Origin of the sequence: Clostridium coskatii, assembly GCF_001675205.1 — a bacterium.
GTDB lineage: Bacteria > Bacillota > Clostridia > Clostridiales > Clostridiaceae > Clostridium_B > Clostridium_B ljungdahlii.
In genome coordinates this window covers 37,116-54,867 of record NZ_LROR01000089.1, presented here as the reverse complement: position 1 = coordinate 54,867, position 17,752 = coordinate 37,116, and the positions used below count along the sequence as shown (strand labels likewise).

The window sequence follows — 17,752 nt, the reverse complement described above, 5'->3', positions numbered from 1 at the left end:
TCTCCTTTTAATATTCATTTATTAGGATCTAATATATCCCTTATACTGTCTCCCAGTAAATTAAATATCATTACAGTCATAAATATTGCAGCACCTGGATATATCATAAGTCCTGGTGAAGTCTGCATGTAATTTCTGCCTTCATTAAGCATGTATCCCCATTCAGGAGTCGGCGGCTGAGCCCCAAGACCTAAAAATGAAAGAGATGATATTTCAAGCATCATAGTTCCTATGTCCATAGTAGCTATTACAATAAGCGATGGTATTATATTAGGTAATATATATTTTAAAATTATTTGATATTCTTTAGCTCCTCCCATTTTAGCTCCTTTAATGTACTCCTTTTTTCTTACAGACATTACTAAGCTTCGACTTACTCTTGCATATTTAACCCAATTCACTACAACTAAAGCTATAACAACATTCATCGAACTAGGTCCAAGCACTCCTGCAATAGCTATAGCAAAAATAATACCTGGAAAAGCAAGAAAAATATCAGAAAATCTCATTATAATTGTGTCAACTATACCCCCAAAATATGCGGCTATTGTTCCCAATGCTGTTCCAACTATAAATATTATTATAACTAGACAAAAAGTCATTTTTAGAGAAGTGGATGCTCCATATAACAATCTTGAAAGCAGACATCTTCCAAGGTTATCTGTACCTAATGGAAACTTACTGCTTCTACCTTGAAGTGCATTGGTCATATTTGTTTTAAAAGGATCATGAGGAGCTATGTAGTTCGCAGATAAACTTATTGAAATTAAAATTACCGCTAACATACATAGAAATATAAACAACTTATTTCTTTTTATAAACACTGTAAGGTTTTCCATGTTAAGCCCTCTTTTCCAAACGGATCCTTGGATCTAAAAAATAATATGAAATGTCTACAATCATATTAATTAGTACATATATAACCGTCATCCATACAACATATCCTTGTATTACTGGATAATCTCTGTTAAATATAGCTTCTACAGCTAACTTTCCAACTCCAGGCCAGGAAAAAATAGTCTCAACTATAGCTGTTCCTCCAAGTAAAGATCCTAGAGATAACCCTAGTAAAGTTACAATTGATAATAATGAACTTTTTAAAACGTGCCCAAATAGTATTGCTCTATCTTTAACCCCTCTAGCTTTAGCTCCAATTACGTAATCCTTGGATATTTCTTCTAGTATAGCCGCCCTAAGCTGCCTTGTATATTTTGATGCCATTGCAATTGTCAAAGTAACCGCAGGCAATATAATACTTTTCCATCCTGTATCACCCACAACCGGTAAAAGTTTAAATTTAATTGAAAATATATACATAAGTAATAATCCAACCCAAAATCCTGGCATAGATATTCCAAAAAAAGATATAATTCTAATTATATAATCTAATACTTTATTTTTATGTAATGCTGACATAATCCCCAGAGGAAGTGCTATAAACATCATCATAACAATTGATGCACCTGCAAGCTTAAAAGTAGCTGGCAAAGTTGCTACTATTAAATCTAACACAGGCCTGCTGTATTTATATGAAGTGCCAAAATTTCCTACAAATACACCACCTAACCAATGTAAGTATTGAAATAAAAAAGGATTATTTAATCCTAATTCTTCTCTAACTTTTTGTACAAGTTCTGGAGAAGGGGTTACACCTGTTGCACTAAGCATCAACAGTGCTGGATCACCTGGAGAAAAATATGTAAGTGCAAATGTTAAAAAAGTAATTCCAAATAAAACAGGTACTAAATGTAATAACCTTTTCATTATGTATTTTCGCAAATTATTTTTTCACCCTTTCTTGAAAATGCCTCACAGCAATGGCCTGCAAAATAATTATTTGCAGGTCATTAGCATATTACATACTTTTTTTAGCCTCTATGAGCATTTCATTAGACTTTTCCATAAATTCCACAGCTTTTTGTATAAATTCAGCTGTTTTTTCTTTGTCCATTGCTTTTGACTTTTCAGCCCAGTTTTTAAATTCCTCTTCATGAGATCTGTTATGTTCAACCCAATGATCCAGCAATATCTTTAAAGTTTTTTCTTCCTTATCTAAATCTGAACTGCAATCTTTTAATCCTTCACCTGCAGCAGCATGATCACCGCTGTGTTCACATTTATCACCGCTGTGATTCTCAATATGATGGTATTTATATTCATGTTCTCCATTAAAAATCATAAATGTATTCACCCCCTTTCAGCCTTTTATTGGTTAATACTTACAAGCACATATACTAAACATAGGTGCTGTTCTATAAGCTGCTTTCTCTTCTTCTGTATATATTTTATCTGAAATATCATCTTCAATAATTACTTTTTCAAATCCACATTGATCCAATACCCTTTTATCCCATTCAGGACGCAGTTCATACGTCAGTGGAAGATCCTTTGCAATATCCTTACACTTTGATCTCTGTTTCTCGTTGGTTTTACAATCATAACCCATATCAACAGCCAATTTCATATCCTTTGTATATTCTTCTTCAAGTTCAGGTTTTGCCAGCCTTAAATACCAATTTGCATCAAATATAAGTAATTTCCCGTTTTTTTTCAAAAGACTAAACCAACTTTTGTAAGCCTTTACAGGTTCCTTTAAAGTCCATGTAACATTTCTATTCACTATTAAATCAAAACTTTCTATAGGTAAGTCTAAATTTTCCACATCGCCTTTCATAAATTTAACCTTTACTCCTGCCAACTGTGCATTGGATTTAGCTTCCTCAAGCATATTTGTAGAACAATCCACAGCAGTTACGTCATATCCCATTTGTGACATGATTATTGCAAAAAAACCAGGTCCTGTACCTATGTCTAATGCCTTTACATTATCTCCCGCCTTACTTTTAATTATTTTACTCCAGGCTTCCCTTTTAAAACTGTTTATATCTTCACTTATCATTTCACTATATGTATTTGCCCGATTGTTCCAATAGCTTTCAATTTTTTCCATTTGATCCCCTCCTTGTATATAAAATTTTCATTTTTATGTATATATTTAGTTATATAGCAAATTTTATGCCAAACATATTAGCCCTATTTTTCGCAATTTAAGCAAAAAAAATCTCAAAGCGATACCTTTTTTGTATCACTTTGAGATTTTTATCATTATGAAACTATTCTAGTACTTACTTGTAACCTAAATTATATTTCTCTTGTTTGGATTATCTATAGGAACTGAATTCAATAAGCTTTTGGTATAAGGATGTTTTATTTTGTAATTTTTATTTGTATTGTCTATCACTTCAACTATACTTCCCCTGTACATGACAAGAATTTTGCTGCATATGTTAATTCCCAAGTTATATTTAATTTTGTTTTTCAGATTTACTGCTGTACAAATTCAAGTCTATACCATATTTGCTTTTGAGAATCATTATTTATTGGTACTTCAACCTTAACGCTGTTGTCCATAAGATACTTTGAAGTTATCATAGCTTCCTCACAGAGATAATACGACCTTTCCACCACGTTTCTAAGTTCTCTTGTATTTCCCTCAAAATTATGCATCTTCAACTTTTCTATGTAGGATGGATTTATATACTTGGGATCACACGGATTTTTAGCATTAAGCTGGCTTACAAAATACTGTGCCTCCATCTGCTAATTCAAATTTCCCCGGATTTCCTCCTTTTGATGCGCCTGTAAAGGCACCCTTTTCATATCCAAATTTATCTTATTACTATTTATACAAAAGCTGCAGTCCTGGGCTTGTTTACTTTCACCTGTAAGCACTACAGTTTTCAATAAATCATCCTTTAATATATCATTTAAATAATTTGTATATAATATTTCTTCTTTGACTCCCAATATCTTAACGTTTGTTATGTTTACTTTTTTTATTAAAAGATTTTCATCCGTAATTATGAGGCCATCATAACAGCAATCAAATATAGCCTGAAGCACAAAAGATGATATATCGTATTCTAGTATACTGTCCATATCAATTCTGCACATGTTATTTACATCTTCTAAAAAGTCTGTGTCTTCCAATTTATGAACTCCCCTTCCAGTATTTAAAATTTTGATAATAAGTTAAAGGAACTAGTATTATTATGTTTGAAAAGCATTTTAATAACCCTAAAACTTTTTAAACACTATTTCTAATTAAAAATACTTCATCACATCTAATCCACTGTGCTGAAGTATTTTTATCTGATGGCTACCTACTGTAACACTCCCACTTCTATCAAAGTGGGAGCTAACAGTATCTACGCCCCTAGATAATTCATCTAAACTTAGTGGGAGAAACCGAACTCCCACTAAGTAAGATTCATTGATAATTATATATCATACAATACTATACTGGCTATCAGAAATATTACTTCTTTACCATATCAGCCTGCATCTCTATAACCTTCTTATCTGTAAGAGGAAATAACAACAGTGCTATAATACATATAACTGACAGGACAGCAGGTATACCACTCATTAATAATCTAATTCCATTAACTGCATGAGGTGTTACATTACTTTTTTGAAAACCAACCGCAACAAGTCCAAAACCAAGAACAGCACTCCCTACAGTTGTACCTATCTTTGGTACAAGTGAAAACAATGTCATCATGAAAGGCTTCAAATCCTTGCCAGTTTTCCACTTAGTATAGTCTACAATATTTGAGTATAAAGCTGATTCACTTGCATGTGAAAATGAATAGCCTATATATCCAAGGCACATAAGAACTGTAAAAGATACAGCTGTTTTGCCAAAGAAGTATGCGGATCCAAGGCACAATCCATATATCCCCATACCCAAAATGTACATATTACGTGAACCTTTTGCTAGTCTACTTATAAAAGGTGTAATGAAGGAACCAAAAATCATTAGAAATGTGCTTAAAGATAGAAATGTAGTAAGCATTAATTTACTACCAGTTACATACGTATAATAATATGCCGCAAGTCCTGTAATAATGAAGTAAATTGTACCTTTACATGATGCACCAAGAAGATAAAGAAGGAAAGGCTTTGAAATTGTATATTTTATCATTTCCCATATTGATGCATCATATTGATCTTTAACTTTTCCAGATTTATCTTCTAATGGGGTAATAACATCATACTCTTTTGCCGCAAAGAACAGCTGAAAAAAGCCTAAAAAAGCCATGACACTTAGTAATAATGCAAACATGGAATAACCTGTGGACTCACTATTTCTCCCAAAAAATGCTATCAATCCAACACTAGTTAAACTAAATAAAAATTTTCCAGCTGAATTGCACATTACACGACAAGCTGAATATGAAACTCTCTCATCAGGAGTCTTAGCCATAAGAGGTAATATACCCATAAAGGCCGAGTAAGCCAAATTGAAAAATACATATCCAAGAATGTAAGTACCAGCAAACCATATTGCCCTACCTGATGCAGTAAGACCTAAATCTGTGAAGCTTAACCAGCGGAATAAAGCAGCAAGTACACCGCCAATAATTAACCACGGACGGAATTTTCCGCCCTTTAACTTGCCCTTTTGCAGTACTATACCGCATATAGGTATTGAAATCATATCAACAATACTGCTAAAAGTTAAAATTGTTGCCATTATTGCTGTTTCAACCCCAACTGCAGAAGTTAAAAATATTGCCCAGTAAGTAGTAGTTACCATTGTCATCATTGTTGAAAAACCATTGGTTACACCATAACGTAAAGATTTGACAGTATAAACAGATTTCTTTTTTTTCATAATATAACCTCTCTATTTGCCTAATGTTGCTAATACAACAGCTTCTACGTTCTCGCGTTTTGCATTTGGTGGAACACTGCAGCCTGAATTCATAATAAAACCACCATCATCTTTAAATAATTCTACAAGATCCCTGGCATAATTGTAACAGTCTTCAGGTGTACCAACAGATGTAAGTGCCGGAGGTACGTTGCCTGTGATACACATTTTATCTCCAAGTATTTCTTTAATTTTTCGAATGTCGGTTATATGGTCAGGATCCCATACACATGAAGCCTTAGGAAATTCTGTAAAATAGTGTAGAAACAGTTCCCAATTGCCATCCATATGCAGCCAGGCTTTTACATTTTTTTTATGCATCATAGGTACCAACTTTCTGTAATATGAAAAGTAGAATTTTTCAAAAACTTTTGATGATATAAAGTCACAACCAGCACGAGTTCCGCCAATGAAACCATATGCACCAGGTATGGCATCTATCAATTTAGCTGATTCTTCTACACATTCATCCTCTACAACATCTAAAGCAGCTCTTACTCTATCTGGAATACGATACAAATCTCTAAAAAACTTAGGCAATTTACGCGCACCACTTAACACTTCAAAAGGTGGGAAAGGTAACATTCCCCCTGCCCTGCCAATGTTTTGTTTACCAAGAGCTGCTACTTTTACTTGAAGCTCCTTGGCATAATCCATATCTGATTTTGGCAGTACATCAGGATCAAATCCAATTCTTTTTAATAGTTCCTGTTTTAAATAATTCCAGCCTTTATTTATGATAGTATCATAGTCTTCTTCAGTCATCGGTCCCTGTTCACTAATTTGCCAGAGTGCATTTTCAGGCAATTCACGGCCAGGTACTTTCATTTTTGCAAACCACTTAGCTGCGAAACTTTGATGTTTAGTTTCCGCTGGCATTCCAAGGGAAACCATTGGTGGTGAATCTATTTCTTTCAGTATAGGAAGCTCTGCAGCCTTTATAAGATTTTCATCTACCAACTTGGGTCTTCTCCAGAAATCAGCCATAACCATTGTTGGATCTATAAAATTATAATAGCAGTGTCCAGAAAACAATATTGGAATTCTATCTGGCTTTTCCATATTCAGTGCAGCCATCATTCTTTTGTTACATATTTCAGTCATTTCTTGTGGAGTCATTTTATTACACCCCCAAATTTAAATATAAATTTATTTTAAAATAGTTATATTTATTACCTTTTTTCAGCAAATGATCTTTCCTCCGTTTTTGTAAAAACTAATACTAGACAAAGAATTACAGCAATACCTAAAACACCTACTGAAGCAATATGCCATGCTGCCTTTGGGCCAGTAATTCCAAACATTCTGGTAACAGCTGTTAGCACAAAGGGAGATAAAAATTGTCCAAAACCCTGAAGTGCAAAAAGAATACCTGTTGAAATTGCTGCAGGTGCTGATGAACTTTTGATAACTTTAAGAACAATTTCCGGATTAAAGGTTCCAAAACCAAGTCCATAAATAACGCCTGCCACACAAAACAGTGAATATGTGTTTACATTTACTAGTAAAAGAAATGATAAACCTAAGAATCCAACTCCAAGAACAATAGTGAATTTCTTAAATATTTTTGTTATAATTCTGCCATACATCATAGATGCAATAAAAGAACCAACAGTAAATAGCGTAAGCACAAAACCAGCTTGAGCAGCATTTCCTATCTTATCTGATACCATAACTATAGATACATTTGTCATAAAGGAGAATGTCATAATATTTAATATCATATTTAATAATGCAATTATATAAGTATTGACAGTCGCCTTTCCTTTTGAAACCGATGTTTCAGCTTGAGTGGATTTTTTTTCAGGCTCTGGAAGCATGAACATTACCATTAAATATGATGGTATCATAAGCAAAAATCCGAGAAAAGCATATCTCCAACTGTACACAGCTAAAATACCGCCAACTACTTGAAATATTATACCAGAAACAGCCCCCACAGATGTCTTATATCCCATTAGTGCATCTCTTTCTTCGCCTTCAAATAAATAAGCTATCATAGATGCAGCATAAGGAAATAACATTCCATGTCCAGCACCAAATAAAACCCTGGTAAATAATATTAAAGTCATACCTCCAAAGAAAGCAGGCAGGATTCCAATAAACATTAGAATAAACGATAAATATATTACCGCCTTTTTGGACATAAATCGCTCGAGTTGTCCAGGTACCAAGGAAAATATAATCATCATCAAAGACGGTATAGTGGAAATCTGTTTAACTTCAGTGGCGCTTACATTAGGAAACGCCTTTGCTATTTCACCAAGTGCCGGTGTGGTCATACTTGTTGTATATAACATGGCTGCCAAAGTTAACACAGCAATTTTTACTGTTAAACCGTATTTTTTTTCACTCATATTTTTTTGCTCCTTTTCTGTATAATAATTTTAAAAATTATCAAACTCCTGTTATATAAAGTGCTTTCTATTCTTACTTACCCATTGCAGCTGCAATCATTGCTTTAACGTTTTCAGGTTTTGAATTAGGAGGTACACAGCAGCCTGCAGCCATAAAGAATCCCTGTGATGAAAATTCATCTACAAGTTTTTTACTGTAATCGTATACTTCATCTGGTGTTCCTAGTGATAGAAGTGATGGTGCAACATCTCCCATAAAAGCCATACGTCCGCCAAGAAGTTCTTTAGCCTTAAATATATCAGTTGAACTGTCAGGATGGAAAATTGCTCTGCCCTTAGGAACATCAAGGAAATAGTCCAGAAAACGGCTCCAATCCAGATCTAAATGAAAATAAATATTAGATCCTTCCTCAAGAATTACATCTATATTCTGCTTCATGTATTTCCACATATAGCGGTCAAAATCTTTCATAGATAAGAAATCTCCTGCTCCACGGCCTCCGCCTACAAATACAGCAAGCGGTTTTTTCTCACGTATTTGTTTTCTTAAATCATTTAACTTATCCACCATAAATGCATCAAATGCCGCTTCAACTTTCTCAGGCATCCTATGCATATCCCTCATCAATTTAGGTATGGTACGTGCTCCACTAAAAACAGTAAACGGCCCTCCTGCTACTGCAGTTGTTAGTATGACACAACCCGCATCTGTATATTTTTTTGCAATTTTATCGGCAATAGTACCGTAATATTTCATATCATCACATGAACTTTTCAGGTTTTTTTCGCAGAAGTCTTTAAAAAAGTAATTCCAACCTTTATCAATGATGACATCATAATCTTCTTCAGTCATTTTACCAATTTCATCTATCTGCCACTGTGCATCATCTTTAAGCTCACGCCCAGGTACCCTTGAAGCTGAAAGGTAAGCTAGTCCACTTGTTGTTGGCAAACGAACTGGAGTAATGACACAATCTATATCCCCTATGGATTTCAATGAATTCACTACTTTGTCTTCTGCTGCCTCATTGTCTGTTACAAATTCGCACAGCTTTCCACCTGCATATCTTAGTAAAAATGCTCCTGCGTGAAGCATAATAGGTGTTCTGTCCGTTTTTTGCATTGCAATGTTCTTCTTGATCCTTTCCAAATGTTCATTATACAATTCCTTATTACTTTTCATACTAATAACACCCCACATAAATTAGTAAAAATATAGACTTAGTAACTAAAAAACTTGAAAGTTATTCCATAAAACTCACTTCAGTTTCCTTTCATATCAATGCTACCAAAATCAGGATATTGCTACAATGTTACAATTTGAGAAAAAATAATCAAATCGTTGTAAACTTTTACAATTACAGTGTTGTTAAAATTATACACATGAACTATAATTAAATTAAATTCTTTACATTAGGGAGATAATTATGTCAGTTCTGATGAGTGAAATTGTTAATAACTTAGTGAAATACAACCCTGCTTTTAGAGTTAAACACAACTCCTATGTGAGATGCTGTAAGTTTCTCAATAACAATGATTTACCATTAAACTCAAAAGATATATATTTAGCAAGTATCTCTAATCTGCCGTCAAACATTTCTTCTAACAAAATTGTTAATTTGCTACTTCTTACTAATAAAGATGTACCTAACTATTTGAAGGATAATCCTATGGTAAATTACATTGCAATTAATCAAGATATAAGCAAAACAAAAATCTTTAACGAACTCCAGGACTTATTTTTCCACAATGAATATAAAACAAATTGTGCTGAAAAACTGTTTGATGCTTTAAACAAGGAGAGAGATGTCCAACAAATTTTGAATATTTGTGCAGAAATTCTTGGAAATCCAGTGCTTTTAGCAGATTCATTCTTATATTTAATTAATTATTCAGGTTTTGATGATAGTATAGATGAGCCCGTATGGAAGAATTATATTACAACTGGACATATACCATTAGAATACATAAATCAGCAAAATTTAAACTTGACAGTACAGAACAGCATAGCTCCAGACATTATGTGGAATACTAGTACTTTAAAACACAAACAAATTATTGGAAGAATACGTTTAAATAACACTTTAATTGCTTATCTCAAAATATTGGAATATAACAGAAAAATCACGAAAAGTGATATAATGATTATTCCTATAATTTGCAATACCCTAGCACTAGCAGTAGAAAAAAGCAAATACAGTTTTTTTATACCTGAATCTCCTATTGAAACATTAATGATACATTTGTTAAAAGGAGATATGATTTCAGAAATTTCTATTGAAGAAATACAAAATCAATTCATCGCTAATCAGTATACTACTTACTATATTTTAAGTTTTTATGTAAAAACTGATATTTCCGATTTAACCGTGAAATTATGCCATGTAAAGGGATTAATAAACAGCATTTTTCACCACTATCACACAGTTATATATAATGATCATATAGTTACACTAGTTACTAAAAAAAGTCCTAAAGAACCGATAATAGATAGTTACCTGCATAATGCTTTTATAAAATTATTATCAGATAATCAAGTTGTTGCAGGTGTAAGCCGATGTTTTCACAATATAATGGAAATTTTTAAATTTCATATACAGTCAATTAAAGCTGCCAAACTAGGATACAAGTTAAATAAAAAAGATAACCTCTATCTTTATAATGACTATGCCGTCTATCATTTATTTGAAGCCTGTTCTTTTAAAGAAAAACTTGAGGAATTTTGTGATCCTTCTATTTTAAAATTGATTAATGATGATAAAGAAAATGGGACATCTTATGCCCTCAGTCTTTATACTTATATTCAAAATAATTTTGATATACAAAAAACATCATATTTTATGAATGTACACTATAATACTATAAAATACCGCCTTCAAAAGATTGAGGATGCCTTAGAAATTGATTTAAAAGACAGTAATGTCGTATTTCATATTAGCCTTTCTTTTCGTATTTTAGGATTTCTAGGATATTTTAAATTGTAAACCATAACTTAAAAATTTTGCCAAGTGAGAATCTATGAGAAAAAGTATGCAATATAGAATAAGCTTTTTATGATAAAATCATAGAAAGCTTATTCTATATTTACACAAATCTATAGATACTCCCACATTTAAACCTAATAATCTCTTGATATTTCATATTCTGCATCTTCAAATAATTTTTTTATATTTTTTACTGATAATCCACGGCTTTTTTCAGTATTGGATATACTATCTCGAGGATTAGCACCTGCTTCAGCATACAACTGATTTACTCCACAAATTAAACTCATCTGAATAGTCTCATGTGCATTCATAGCCCTATGAGGTCGTGTAACTATTCTTGTAACTGCCGCAATTTTAGAAAGCTCAACCGATGAAATTTGACCCTTTTCATACAAAGGAGTACCTTTAACTGGTATTCTTCTCATGGCAGCCATAACTCCTACGTTATAATCTCTAGCTCTCAACATTTCATCAACTATTTCCTCATAACTGTGCTCTGGACCAATAGGTTCTACACAATAGTATAATTCCAATCCTGCTTTTTTTATTGAATTGAGCGTTTCAATTCTAGTTTCAGGTTTAATAGCTGTGTCTATTCCTTCCTTTAAACGTTTAATGTGGTATGCTCCAGTAAAGCCCACCTCTTTTAATTTAAGTGCTGTAACATAGTCAAAGTCTCCAATATTAGCTACCAGCCTTATATTATCTGGCAAAATACTTCTTACATTTCTTGCTATATTCAAGAAATCATTTATTGGATAATCAGCAGTTGTCATTAGGAATAGATCATTGATACCTTCATTAACAATAGCTTTAGTTTCAGATATTATAGAGCTCATGTCCTTTCTCCATGTACTTTCCATAGTATAATGGTTTTTACCCATGGAACAAAATTTACAGTTTACAGGACACGGTTCTGCGTTTAATCCTATTTGAGCAAATATAAAAGCCTTGTTATTAAATTCAGAACGTGTCATTTCGTTTGCAAGTGATATAATTTTATAAAAGTCACTGGAATTGTTTTTTACATTTAACAATGCTATTGCCTCTTCTTTATTAAGTAATTTTCCACTTTTAGCATCATTAAGGATTTTATCTATAGTCATATAGATACCTCCAAATCATTAAAATAAATAATACGAAATGATATATTTCTATTGGGCTGATTTGTCATTACTAATAACACTTTTTACTTCATTAAGAAATGTGTCAATTGTATTTTTATAGTCTTCTAATGTTGAAACCCAGGTACATAAGCATTGATAACCATCTTCAGTAATTTTAAAAATTTTTTTAGCTGGACCAGAATCATTTGTATCCCAACTTGATATAATGAGTCCATTACTTTCCATAGTTTTTAAATGACGATATACTCCTGTGGGGTCAGGTTTATTTCCATTGAACATGGCTGTTTGTGCAATTCTCTGGATAATCTTATAACCGTGTAATTCTTCTTTTACAAGAGCTGCAAGTATAGCAGGCTGAATCATTTTATCCAAATTGCTGCCTTTACATGGACACTGCTTTAAATTGTTCATTAGATCACCTCCTGTATTAGATTACATCTAATAATAAATATAATTATACTATTTATATACTTCATATACAAATTATCTTAACAAGCTAAACTTTATATAGAGTAATTTTAAAAAAATTTGACTCTGAAGAAATAAATTAGTAAAATTATAAAATCGACATATAAAAATTTAACAGAGGTAAAAAAGCACAAGAAAGTATCGACCTCAAAAGGAGACATATGTAATGAGTGTACCATCATCAATAACTGAATTTGTGGGAACAGTAAAATATGGAGATACATTAGGTCTTGTTATAGCAAATGTGGATAGTTCTTTGCATGAGAAGATGGGATTAGATAAAAGACATCATTCAATAGGAATTATAAGCAACAGGACAGGAGCAGGTTCTCAAATCATGGCTGCTGACGAAGCAGTAAAGGCTACTAATACAGAAGTTGCGAGTGTTGAACTTCCAAGAGATACAAAAGGTGGAGCAGGACATGGTTGTTTGATCATACTTGCAGCAGAAGATGTATCTGATGTAAGAAGGGCAGTAGAAATCGCCCTTAGTAAAACAGAAAGAAATTTCGGAGATGTTTATGGATTTGATGCAGGTCATATTGAATTGCACTATACTGCAAGGGCAAGTCTTGCTTTAAACAAAGGTTTTGGCGCCCCTGTTGGAAAAGCTTTTGGAATAATTGTAGGTGCTCCAGCGGGAATTGGTGTAGTAATGGCAGATACTGCACTTAAAACTGCAAATGTTGAACTTGTTAGTTATTTAAGTCCAAGCCAAGGAACTGCTCATTCAAACGAAGTTATCATAACTGTCACAGGAGATCCAGGTGCTGTAAGACAATCGGTAATTGCTGCTAGAAAGGTAGGATTGTCTATTGCCAGATCAATGGGCCAAAACCCTGTATCTACTACGGGAAAACCTTATATCTAATATAGTTTTTATACTCATTTTTAATAAGACATACTTTTTGAGTAAAAATTCACTCAAAAGTATGTCTTATCTTACTTTAACATTGAAAGCATATAATCAGGAATATTCTTATTTTTACCATCTGGAAGTTCCATTGTTGTTACTTTAGGCTTTCTGGTTGATAATTTCATGGTTCCGTCTTCACCTTTCGAACTCATAATCCTTAAAAGCCAGTTATCATTATCTACAAATTCATAATCATCACGTATGTGTGTACCCCTACTTTCTTTTCTCATAAGGGCAGCTCTTACACCTGCTTCTGTGCAAGTTAAAAGATTTAGAACCTGTACTGATTCTATCCATTCATAGTTATAAACTCTATTTTTACTTTTAGTACTCATTGCGCTTATGTCATATTTGTGTATTTTTAAAATTTCATCTAAAGCTTTTGTAAGTCCCTCTTCATTTCTTCTAAAGTTGAATCCAGCATCAGCTGTTTTTTCTATATTTCTGTGTATTTTTATAGGACTAACTCCTCCTTTTCTTTCAAGAGGTGAAAAAATATCTTTAATTATACTATCAATATTAGTATTTTTCATACTTGGCTCATTTACACTTTGTATATATTTGCAAGCAGACAATGCTGCTCTATAGCCTTGTACAAGCATTTCAATAAGTCCATCTGCAACCCTCATAGCTCCAAATACACCACTTGTAGTCTCACCAGCTGCATAAAGTCCTGCTACTCCAGTGTACATATTTTCGTCTACTTCAATACCACCCATACTGTATTCACAGCCAATACCTACTTCCCATGGAATGCCCTTTTTTATATTTTCAACAAAAGTATCCAAGTTGTTTCCTTGATAGAATCCTTTTCTATACCATATGTTCATTAATGGCTCAGCTTGTTTTAAAGCTTTTTCATAAATATCAAAAGGTACATTGGAATAATCAAAATATACTCCTCCATTTGGAGTTCCTTTTCCTCTTGCAATTTGATCTCCATAATAATACGTAAATATAAGCTTTCCCATTTCACTTTTCTTGGCCATTTTAAGTAAATTTTCAGGTATATTATCTAAAATTGATTCTCCTTTACCATTTTTAACAATAGGCATAAGCATACTAGAATGCAAGAAAGGATAAATTGAGCCTTTATATACTGATGGTGAAAGGGCAACTGCTGGTATATATAATAAAAATTCCATATCTGCAAGCTTGGCTCCTGCACGGTACGCCATAGCCATTCCATCGCCAGTCATATCAGAAACAGTGCATTTAAAGGAATAAGGCTGATATCCACCAGTAGCTAAAATAACTGACTTTGATCTGATTTCAATAATTTCCCCTGTATATACTTTTATACCCACTGCACCTACAGCTTTTTTATCTTCCATTAAAATATCCACTGCTATAAAATCTTCTATAACATCAATACCACCTGCTTTTGAAACTCCATATCGGCAGCCAGCACCTACAGCTTTACCCGAGCTTATATATCCTTCTTCTCCAAAAAATTCAACCTTGTGTCCTGCTTTTTCAATCCACTGTTTAAGTTCCCAGCAGCACTCATCACAATCACTTACAAACTGTTCAACCATATTTTGATCACTTAGATAAAAAGACTGTTTTACAATTTGTTCAAATAATTTTTCTTTTGTATTTTTAGGATCTGCTTCCTTGATTCCATATTTATAATATGCTGTTTCTCCATCCATGGAAAATCCTGCCCCTGCCATAATGGCATTTCCGCTTTTCCCAAGTTTTCCTTTTACTGCAAGTAGTACTTTTGCTCCTTTTCTTGCAGCTGTTACAGCTGCCATTGATCCTGCTCCAGAACCTCCAACAACTAATATGTCAGTATCAATTATCTTATCTATTTGCATTTTAACAGCCTCCTATTTTTGTAACATTTTTAAATTAAATTTACAAATTTTATCACCTTTTGCAATACAATAGGGTCTTTCTAGCTTCATACCAAAAGCCTCAAACAAAATATGATCTATTTCACAATATAAATGTCCTAATTCCATACCAGCTTTTCCATATTGTGACCATATGTCCCCCATAGGGCAATAAGTAATTTCTGATTGATCATTATCTGAATATTTCCAGCCATTTGAAGGCATGTCTCTAACGGCAGCATAGGTTCTGGGATTATTTAAATCCAAACCTTTTTCTTTTGCTTCAGCTTTCATCGCATCTACCCTTGCCTTACCAAACTTCTTAACTGCAGATGAAATTGCATCTTTTCCATTTTCTTCTCCCATTGTTTCAACCATTTCATGTGCCATAAAATAATACAGTTCAGCCATAAGCTTTGCAAATTTAACTGCTGGTTCCTCACTACTTTTTAAATTACTCATTTTATTTACCTCCTCTTATATTTTTTATCTGATGGCTACCTACTGTAACCAAATCTTTTACTTTTTTTCTTCCTTTTAAAGGCTCAAGGACAATTTCATCGCCCTTCTCTATTACATGTGTGCATGCAAGAGAAGGAGTACCATCAACCATAAGAGTGCATCTTCCACAAATTCCATGGCCGCAGGCACTGTGTTTGTAATAGCTCAAACTGCTGTCATAATGTTCTTGGATATAATCGAGAACATTCATTACAGTCCACTTTTCTTCAAAAATTACTGGAACATCAAAACAGTCATAATGTTCACCTTCTTCTACTGTTGGTTCAAATCGATATACTTTTACTTTCATTTCAATACCTCCGATTAATAAAAATTTTTAAGTATAAATATTTTGTAGTTCGTAATAATTTATCAAAAAAAATTTGTTTGAATTCAAACAAATTTATATTATAAAGACTTTGCTAATCTCCTTAAAAATTTAATAAGAAATTCTTTTTCCTGATCATTTTCTGTTGCTTCCAAATATTTTTTAGCAATTTCATAATCAAACTTCATATGTTCTTCTTGAATAACTTTGCCTTCATCAGTAATTTCAAGATTAAATGAGCGTCTATCCTCTGGACTTATAACTCTCTTTACAATTCCACGCTTTTCAAGACGATTTATAACGCTTGTAAGTGTACTATTAGGAACTTGCAATATATTAAGTAAATCCTTTATCTGTTTTCCTGGGTTTTCTGATACTACTCTTAGAACTCTAAAATCAAGCATAGACATTTTTTTTGTTTTATCTGAATAATCATTTAAAAATTTGCTGTTAATCATTTTATATACGAGTTCATGTATAGCTTTATCAACAATTTTAATATCCTCATCTTTTATCATAGTGTATTTTCTTCCTTACTTCGTAATATTTATATCATGTAATAATACTAAAACATCTTATAAAATTTGTCAAGAGAATTATATGATTTTTCAGATCAATTTGTTTAATATCTTCTACCTATCAAAAATAAAAGATTTAACAACCCCAAAATATTCTCTTACACAATAATTAGGCAGAAGCAAATAGTTTACAGGTGCAGGAACACCTTCAACTTGAAATCCATATCTTTTAGCCAAAAACTTAGCTCTAAAAACATGAAAATTACTTGTAACAACAGCCAGCTGTATATTTTTCCTACCATCTATTTTCTTCAAAATCTCTCTAGTATATTTCATATTTTCCAAAGTATTTTTAGATTTTTCTTCCTTTATTATATCTTCATTCTTTACTCCATGCTGAACAAGGTATATCCTCATAGCTTCTGCTTCCGATATATCTTCTCCACGTCCCTGTCCCCCTGAAGCAATAACTTTTATACCTGGATTTTGTTTTATATATTTAAGTGCTTCTTGAGTCCTCTGAAGTTGAACTAGAAGCATATTTCTTCCGCTAATTCCCCCACCTAAAATCGTAATATAATCAGGCTTCTTATTATGACTTTCATTAGCACTTACCAAAATACATCCTTCAACAAAAATAAATGAAATAACAATTATGGATATAAAAACTTTTAAAACTGTCAAAAACTTTTTCACCACTTCATTAAAATTATTTTCATGAAACCTTATTTTATAAATTCCTAAGATCACGCAAGCAATTCCTAACATAACAAAAAATTCTGAAAAATTCACAAACCTGCTAAATACTATAAAGCAACTAATAAAATATAATATGTTGATTATTCCAAAGGCAACTAGAAAGTATCCTATACCCTTGTGATTTTTTAAATTTTTCACCCTAAACACCATCCTAAAACATAATATTTTATAACCTAGTTTTTTGAACCATCTATATCATTAAAATTGTAATCCATCATATCCTTCCAAAAT

19 protein-coding genes and 1 pseudogene are annotated in these 17,752 nt (G+C 32.6%); 2 read left to right on the top strand and 18 right to left on the bottom strand.

Translation table 11 applies throughout. The annotated features are described in order from the left end of the window. Window positions 1–14 precede the first annotated feature (14 nt). The 11 genes and pseudogenes from nikC to CLCOS_RS19460 all read right to left on the bottom strand — a co-directional run bounded on the left by nikC (window position 15) and on the right by CLCOS_RS19460 (window position 9,259). The gene (gene nikC, locus CLCOS_RS19505; protein ID WP_063601904.1) at window positions 15–839 is read right to left on the bottom strand and encodes a nickel transporter permease; all 825 of its coding nucleotides are present in this window, start codon (window positions 837–839) and stop codon (window positions 15–17) included. Between the two features lies 1 nt (window position 840). Continuing rightward, window positions 841–1,779 (bottom strand): nickel ABC transporter permease, encoded by a 939-nt coding sequence (gene nikB, locus CLCOS_RS19500; RefSeq protein WP_063601903.1) that lies wholly within the window; start codon window positions 1,777–1,779, stop codon window positions 841–843. 76 nt (window positions 1,780–1,855) lie between these two features. Further along, window positions 1,856–2,179, bottom strand: a complete 324-nt coding sequence (locus tag CLCOS_RS19495; protein WP_063601902.1) for a hypothetical protein — start codon at window positions 2,177–2,179, stop codon at window positions 1,856–1,858. 33 nt (window positions 2,180–2,212) lie between these two features. Then, window positions 2,213–2,950 (bottom strand): class I SAM-dependent methyltransferase, encoded by a 738-nt coding sequence (locus tag CLCOS_RS19490; RefSeq protein ID WP_063601901.1) that lies wholly within the window; start codon window positions 2,948–2,950, stop codon window positions 2,213–2,215. Between the two features lie 186 nt (window positions 2,951–3,136). Beyond that, window positions 3,137–3,298 carry a hypothetical protein gene (locus tag CLCOS_RS21650; RefSeq protein ID WP_192847926.1) on the bottom strand — a complete coding sequence of 54 codons (162 nt, stop codon included), beginning with the start codon at window positions 3,296–3,298 and terminating at the stop codon, window positions 3,137–3,139. Window positions 3,299–3,324: 26 nt separating this feature from the next. Then, complete coding sequence (locus CLCOS_RS22600; protein WP_063601900.1) at window positions 3,325–3,597, bottom strand: hypothetical protein; 273 nt, start codon at window positions 3,595–3,597, stop codon at window positions 3,325–3,327. After that, window positions 3,584–3,667: pseudogene (locus CLCOS_RS22595) on the bottom strand (sigma 54-interacting transcriptional regulator); the annotation flags it as partial. The pseudogene CLCOS_RS22595 and the gene CLCOS_RS22600, both read right to left, overlap by 14 nt. A gap of 651 nt (window positions 3,668–4,318) precedes the next feature. Beyond that, on the bottom strand, window positions 4,319–5,680 hold the full coding sequence (locus tag CLCOS_RS19475) for an MFS transporter (RefSeq protein ID WP_063601898.1): 1,362 nt from the start codon (window positions 5,678–5,680) through the stop codon (window positions 4,319–4,321). A gap of 12 nt (window positions 5,681–5,692) precedes the next feature. Further along, window positions 5,693–6,838, bottom strand: coding sequence for a uroporphyrinogen decarboxylase family protein (locus CLCOS_RS19470; protein ID WP_063601897.1), 1,146 nt, complete (start codon window positions 6,836–6,838; stop codon window positions 5,693–5,695). A gap of 53 nt (window positions 6,839–6,891) precedes the next feature. Beyond that, window positions 6,892–8,076 (bottom strand): MFS transporter, encoded by a 1,185-nt coding sequence (locus CLCOS_RS19465; RefSeq protein WP_063601896.1) that lies wholly within the window; start codon window positions 8,074–8,076, stop codon window positions 6,892–6,894. 73 nt (window positions 8,077–8,149) lie between these two features. Next, window positions 8,150–9,259, bottom strand: a complete 1,110-nt coding sequence (locus tag CLCOS_RS19460) for a uroporphyrinogen decarboxylase family protein (protein WP_013238923.1) — start codon at window positions 9,257–9,259, stop codon at window positions 8,150–8,152. Window positions 9,260–9,503: 244 nt separating this feature from the next. Here CLCOS_RS19460 and CLCOS_RS19455 point away from each other — a divergent pair, with 244 nt between their 5' ends. Further along, complete coding sequence (locus CLCOS_RS19455; protein ID WP_063601895.1) at window positions 9,504–11,060, top strand: PucR family transcriptional regulator; 1,557 nt, start codon at window positions 9,504–9,506, stop codon at window positions 11,058–11,060. Window positions 11,061–11,194: 134 nt separating this feature from the next. On the opposite strand, the gene CLCOS_RS19450 is transcribed toward CLCOS_RS19455, so the two are convergent. Continuing rightward, window positions 11,195–12,169 carry a radical SAM protein gene (locus CLCOS_RS19450; protein WP_063601894.1) on the bottom strand — a complete coding sequence of 325 codons (975 nt, stop codon included), beginning with the start codon at window positions 12,167–12,169 and terminating at the stop codon, window positions 11,195–11,197. 48 nt (window positions 12,170–12,217) lie between these two features. Next, window positions 12,218–12,601, bottom strand: a complete 384-nt coding sequence (locus tag CLCOS_RS19445) for a helix-turn-helix transcriptional regulator (RefSeq protein ID WP_013238926.1) — start codon at window positions 12,599–12,601, stop codon at window positions 12,218–12,220. Window positions 12,602–12,824: 223 nt separating this feature from the next. On the opposite strand from CLCOS_RS19445, the gene pduB reads away from it, so the two are divergent. After that, the gene (gene pduB / locus CLCOS_RS19440; protein ID WP_013238927.1) at window positions 12,825–13,529 is read left to right on the top strand and encodes a propanediol utilization microcompartment protein PduB; all 705 of its coding nucleotides are present in this window, start codon (window positions 12,825–12,827) and stop codon (window positions 13,527–13,529) included. A 71-nt stretch (window positions 13,530–13,600) separates the two neighbouring features. Here the strand turns inward: pduB and CLCOS_RS19435 are convergent, their stop codons facing one another. From CLCOS_RS19435 to CLCOS_RS19415, 5 genes are all read right to left on the bottom strand, one after another. Next, complete coding sequence (locus CLCOS_RS19435) at window positions 13,601–15,397, bottom strand: FAD-binding protein (protein WP_063601893.1); 1,797 nt, start codon at window positions 15,395–15,397, stop codon at window positions 13,601–13,603. Between the two features lie 12 nt (window positions 15,398–15,409). Continuing rightward, window positions 15,410–15,877, bottom strand: coding sequence for an L-2-amino-thiazoline-4-carboxylic acid hydrolase (locus CLCOS_RS19430; protein WP_063601892.1), 468 nt, complete (start codon window positions 15,875–15,877; stop codon window positions 15,410–15,412). A 1-nt stretch (window position 15,878) separates the two neighbouring features. Beyond that, window positions 15,879–16,226, bottom strand: coding sequence for a 2Fe-2S iron-sulfur cluster-binding protein (locus CLCOS_RS19425; RefSeq protein ID WP_063601891.1), 348 nt, complete (start codon window positions 16,224–16,226; stop codon window positions 15,879–15,881). A gap of 98 nt (window positions 16,227–16,324) precedes the next feature. Continuing rightward, window positions 16,325–16,762, bottom strand: coding sequence for a MarR family winged helix-turn-helix transcriptional regulator (locus CLCOS_RS19420; RefSeq protein ID WP_013238931.1), 438 nt, complete (start codon window positions 16,760–16,762; stop codon window positions 16,325–16,327). A 114-nt stretch (window positions 16,763–16,876) separates the two neighbouring features. After that, complete coding sequence (locus CLCOS_RS19415) at window positions 16,877–17,659, bottom strand: YdcF family protein (RefSeq protein ID WP_063601890.1); 783 nt, start codon at window positions 17,657–17,659, stop codon at window positions 16,877–16,879. Window positions 17,660–17,752: the final 93 nt, after the last annotated feature.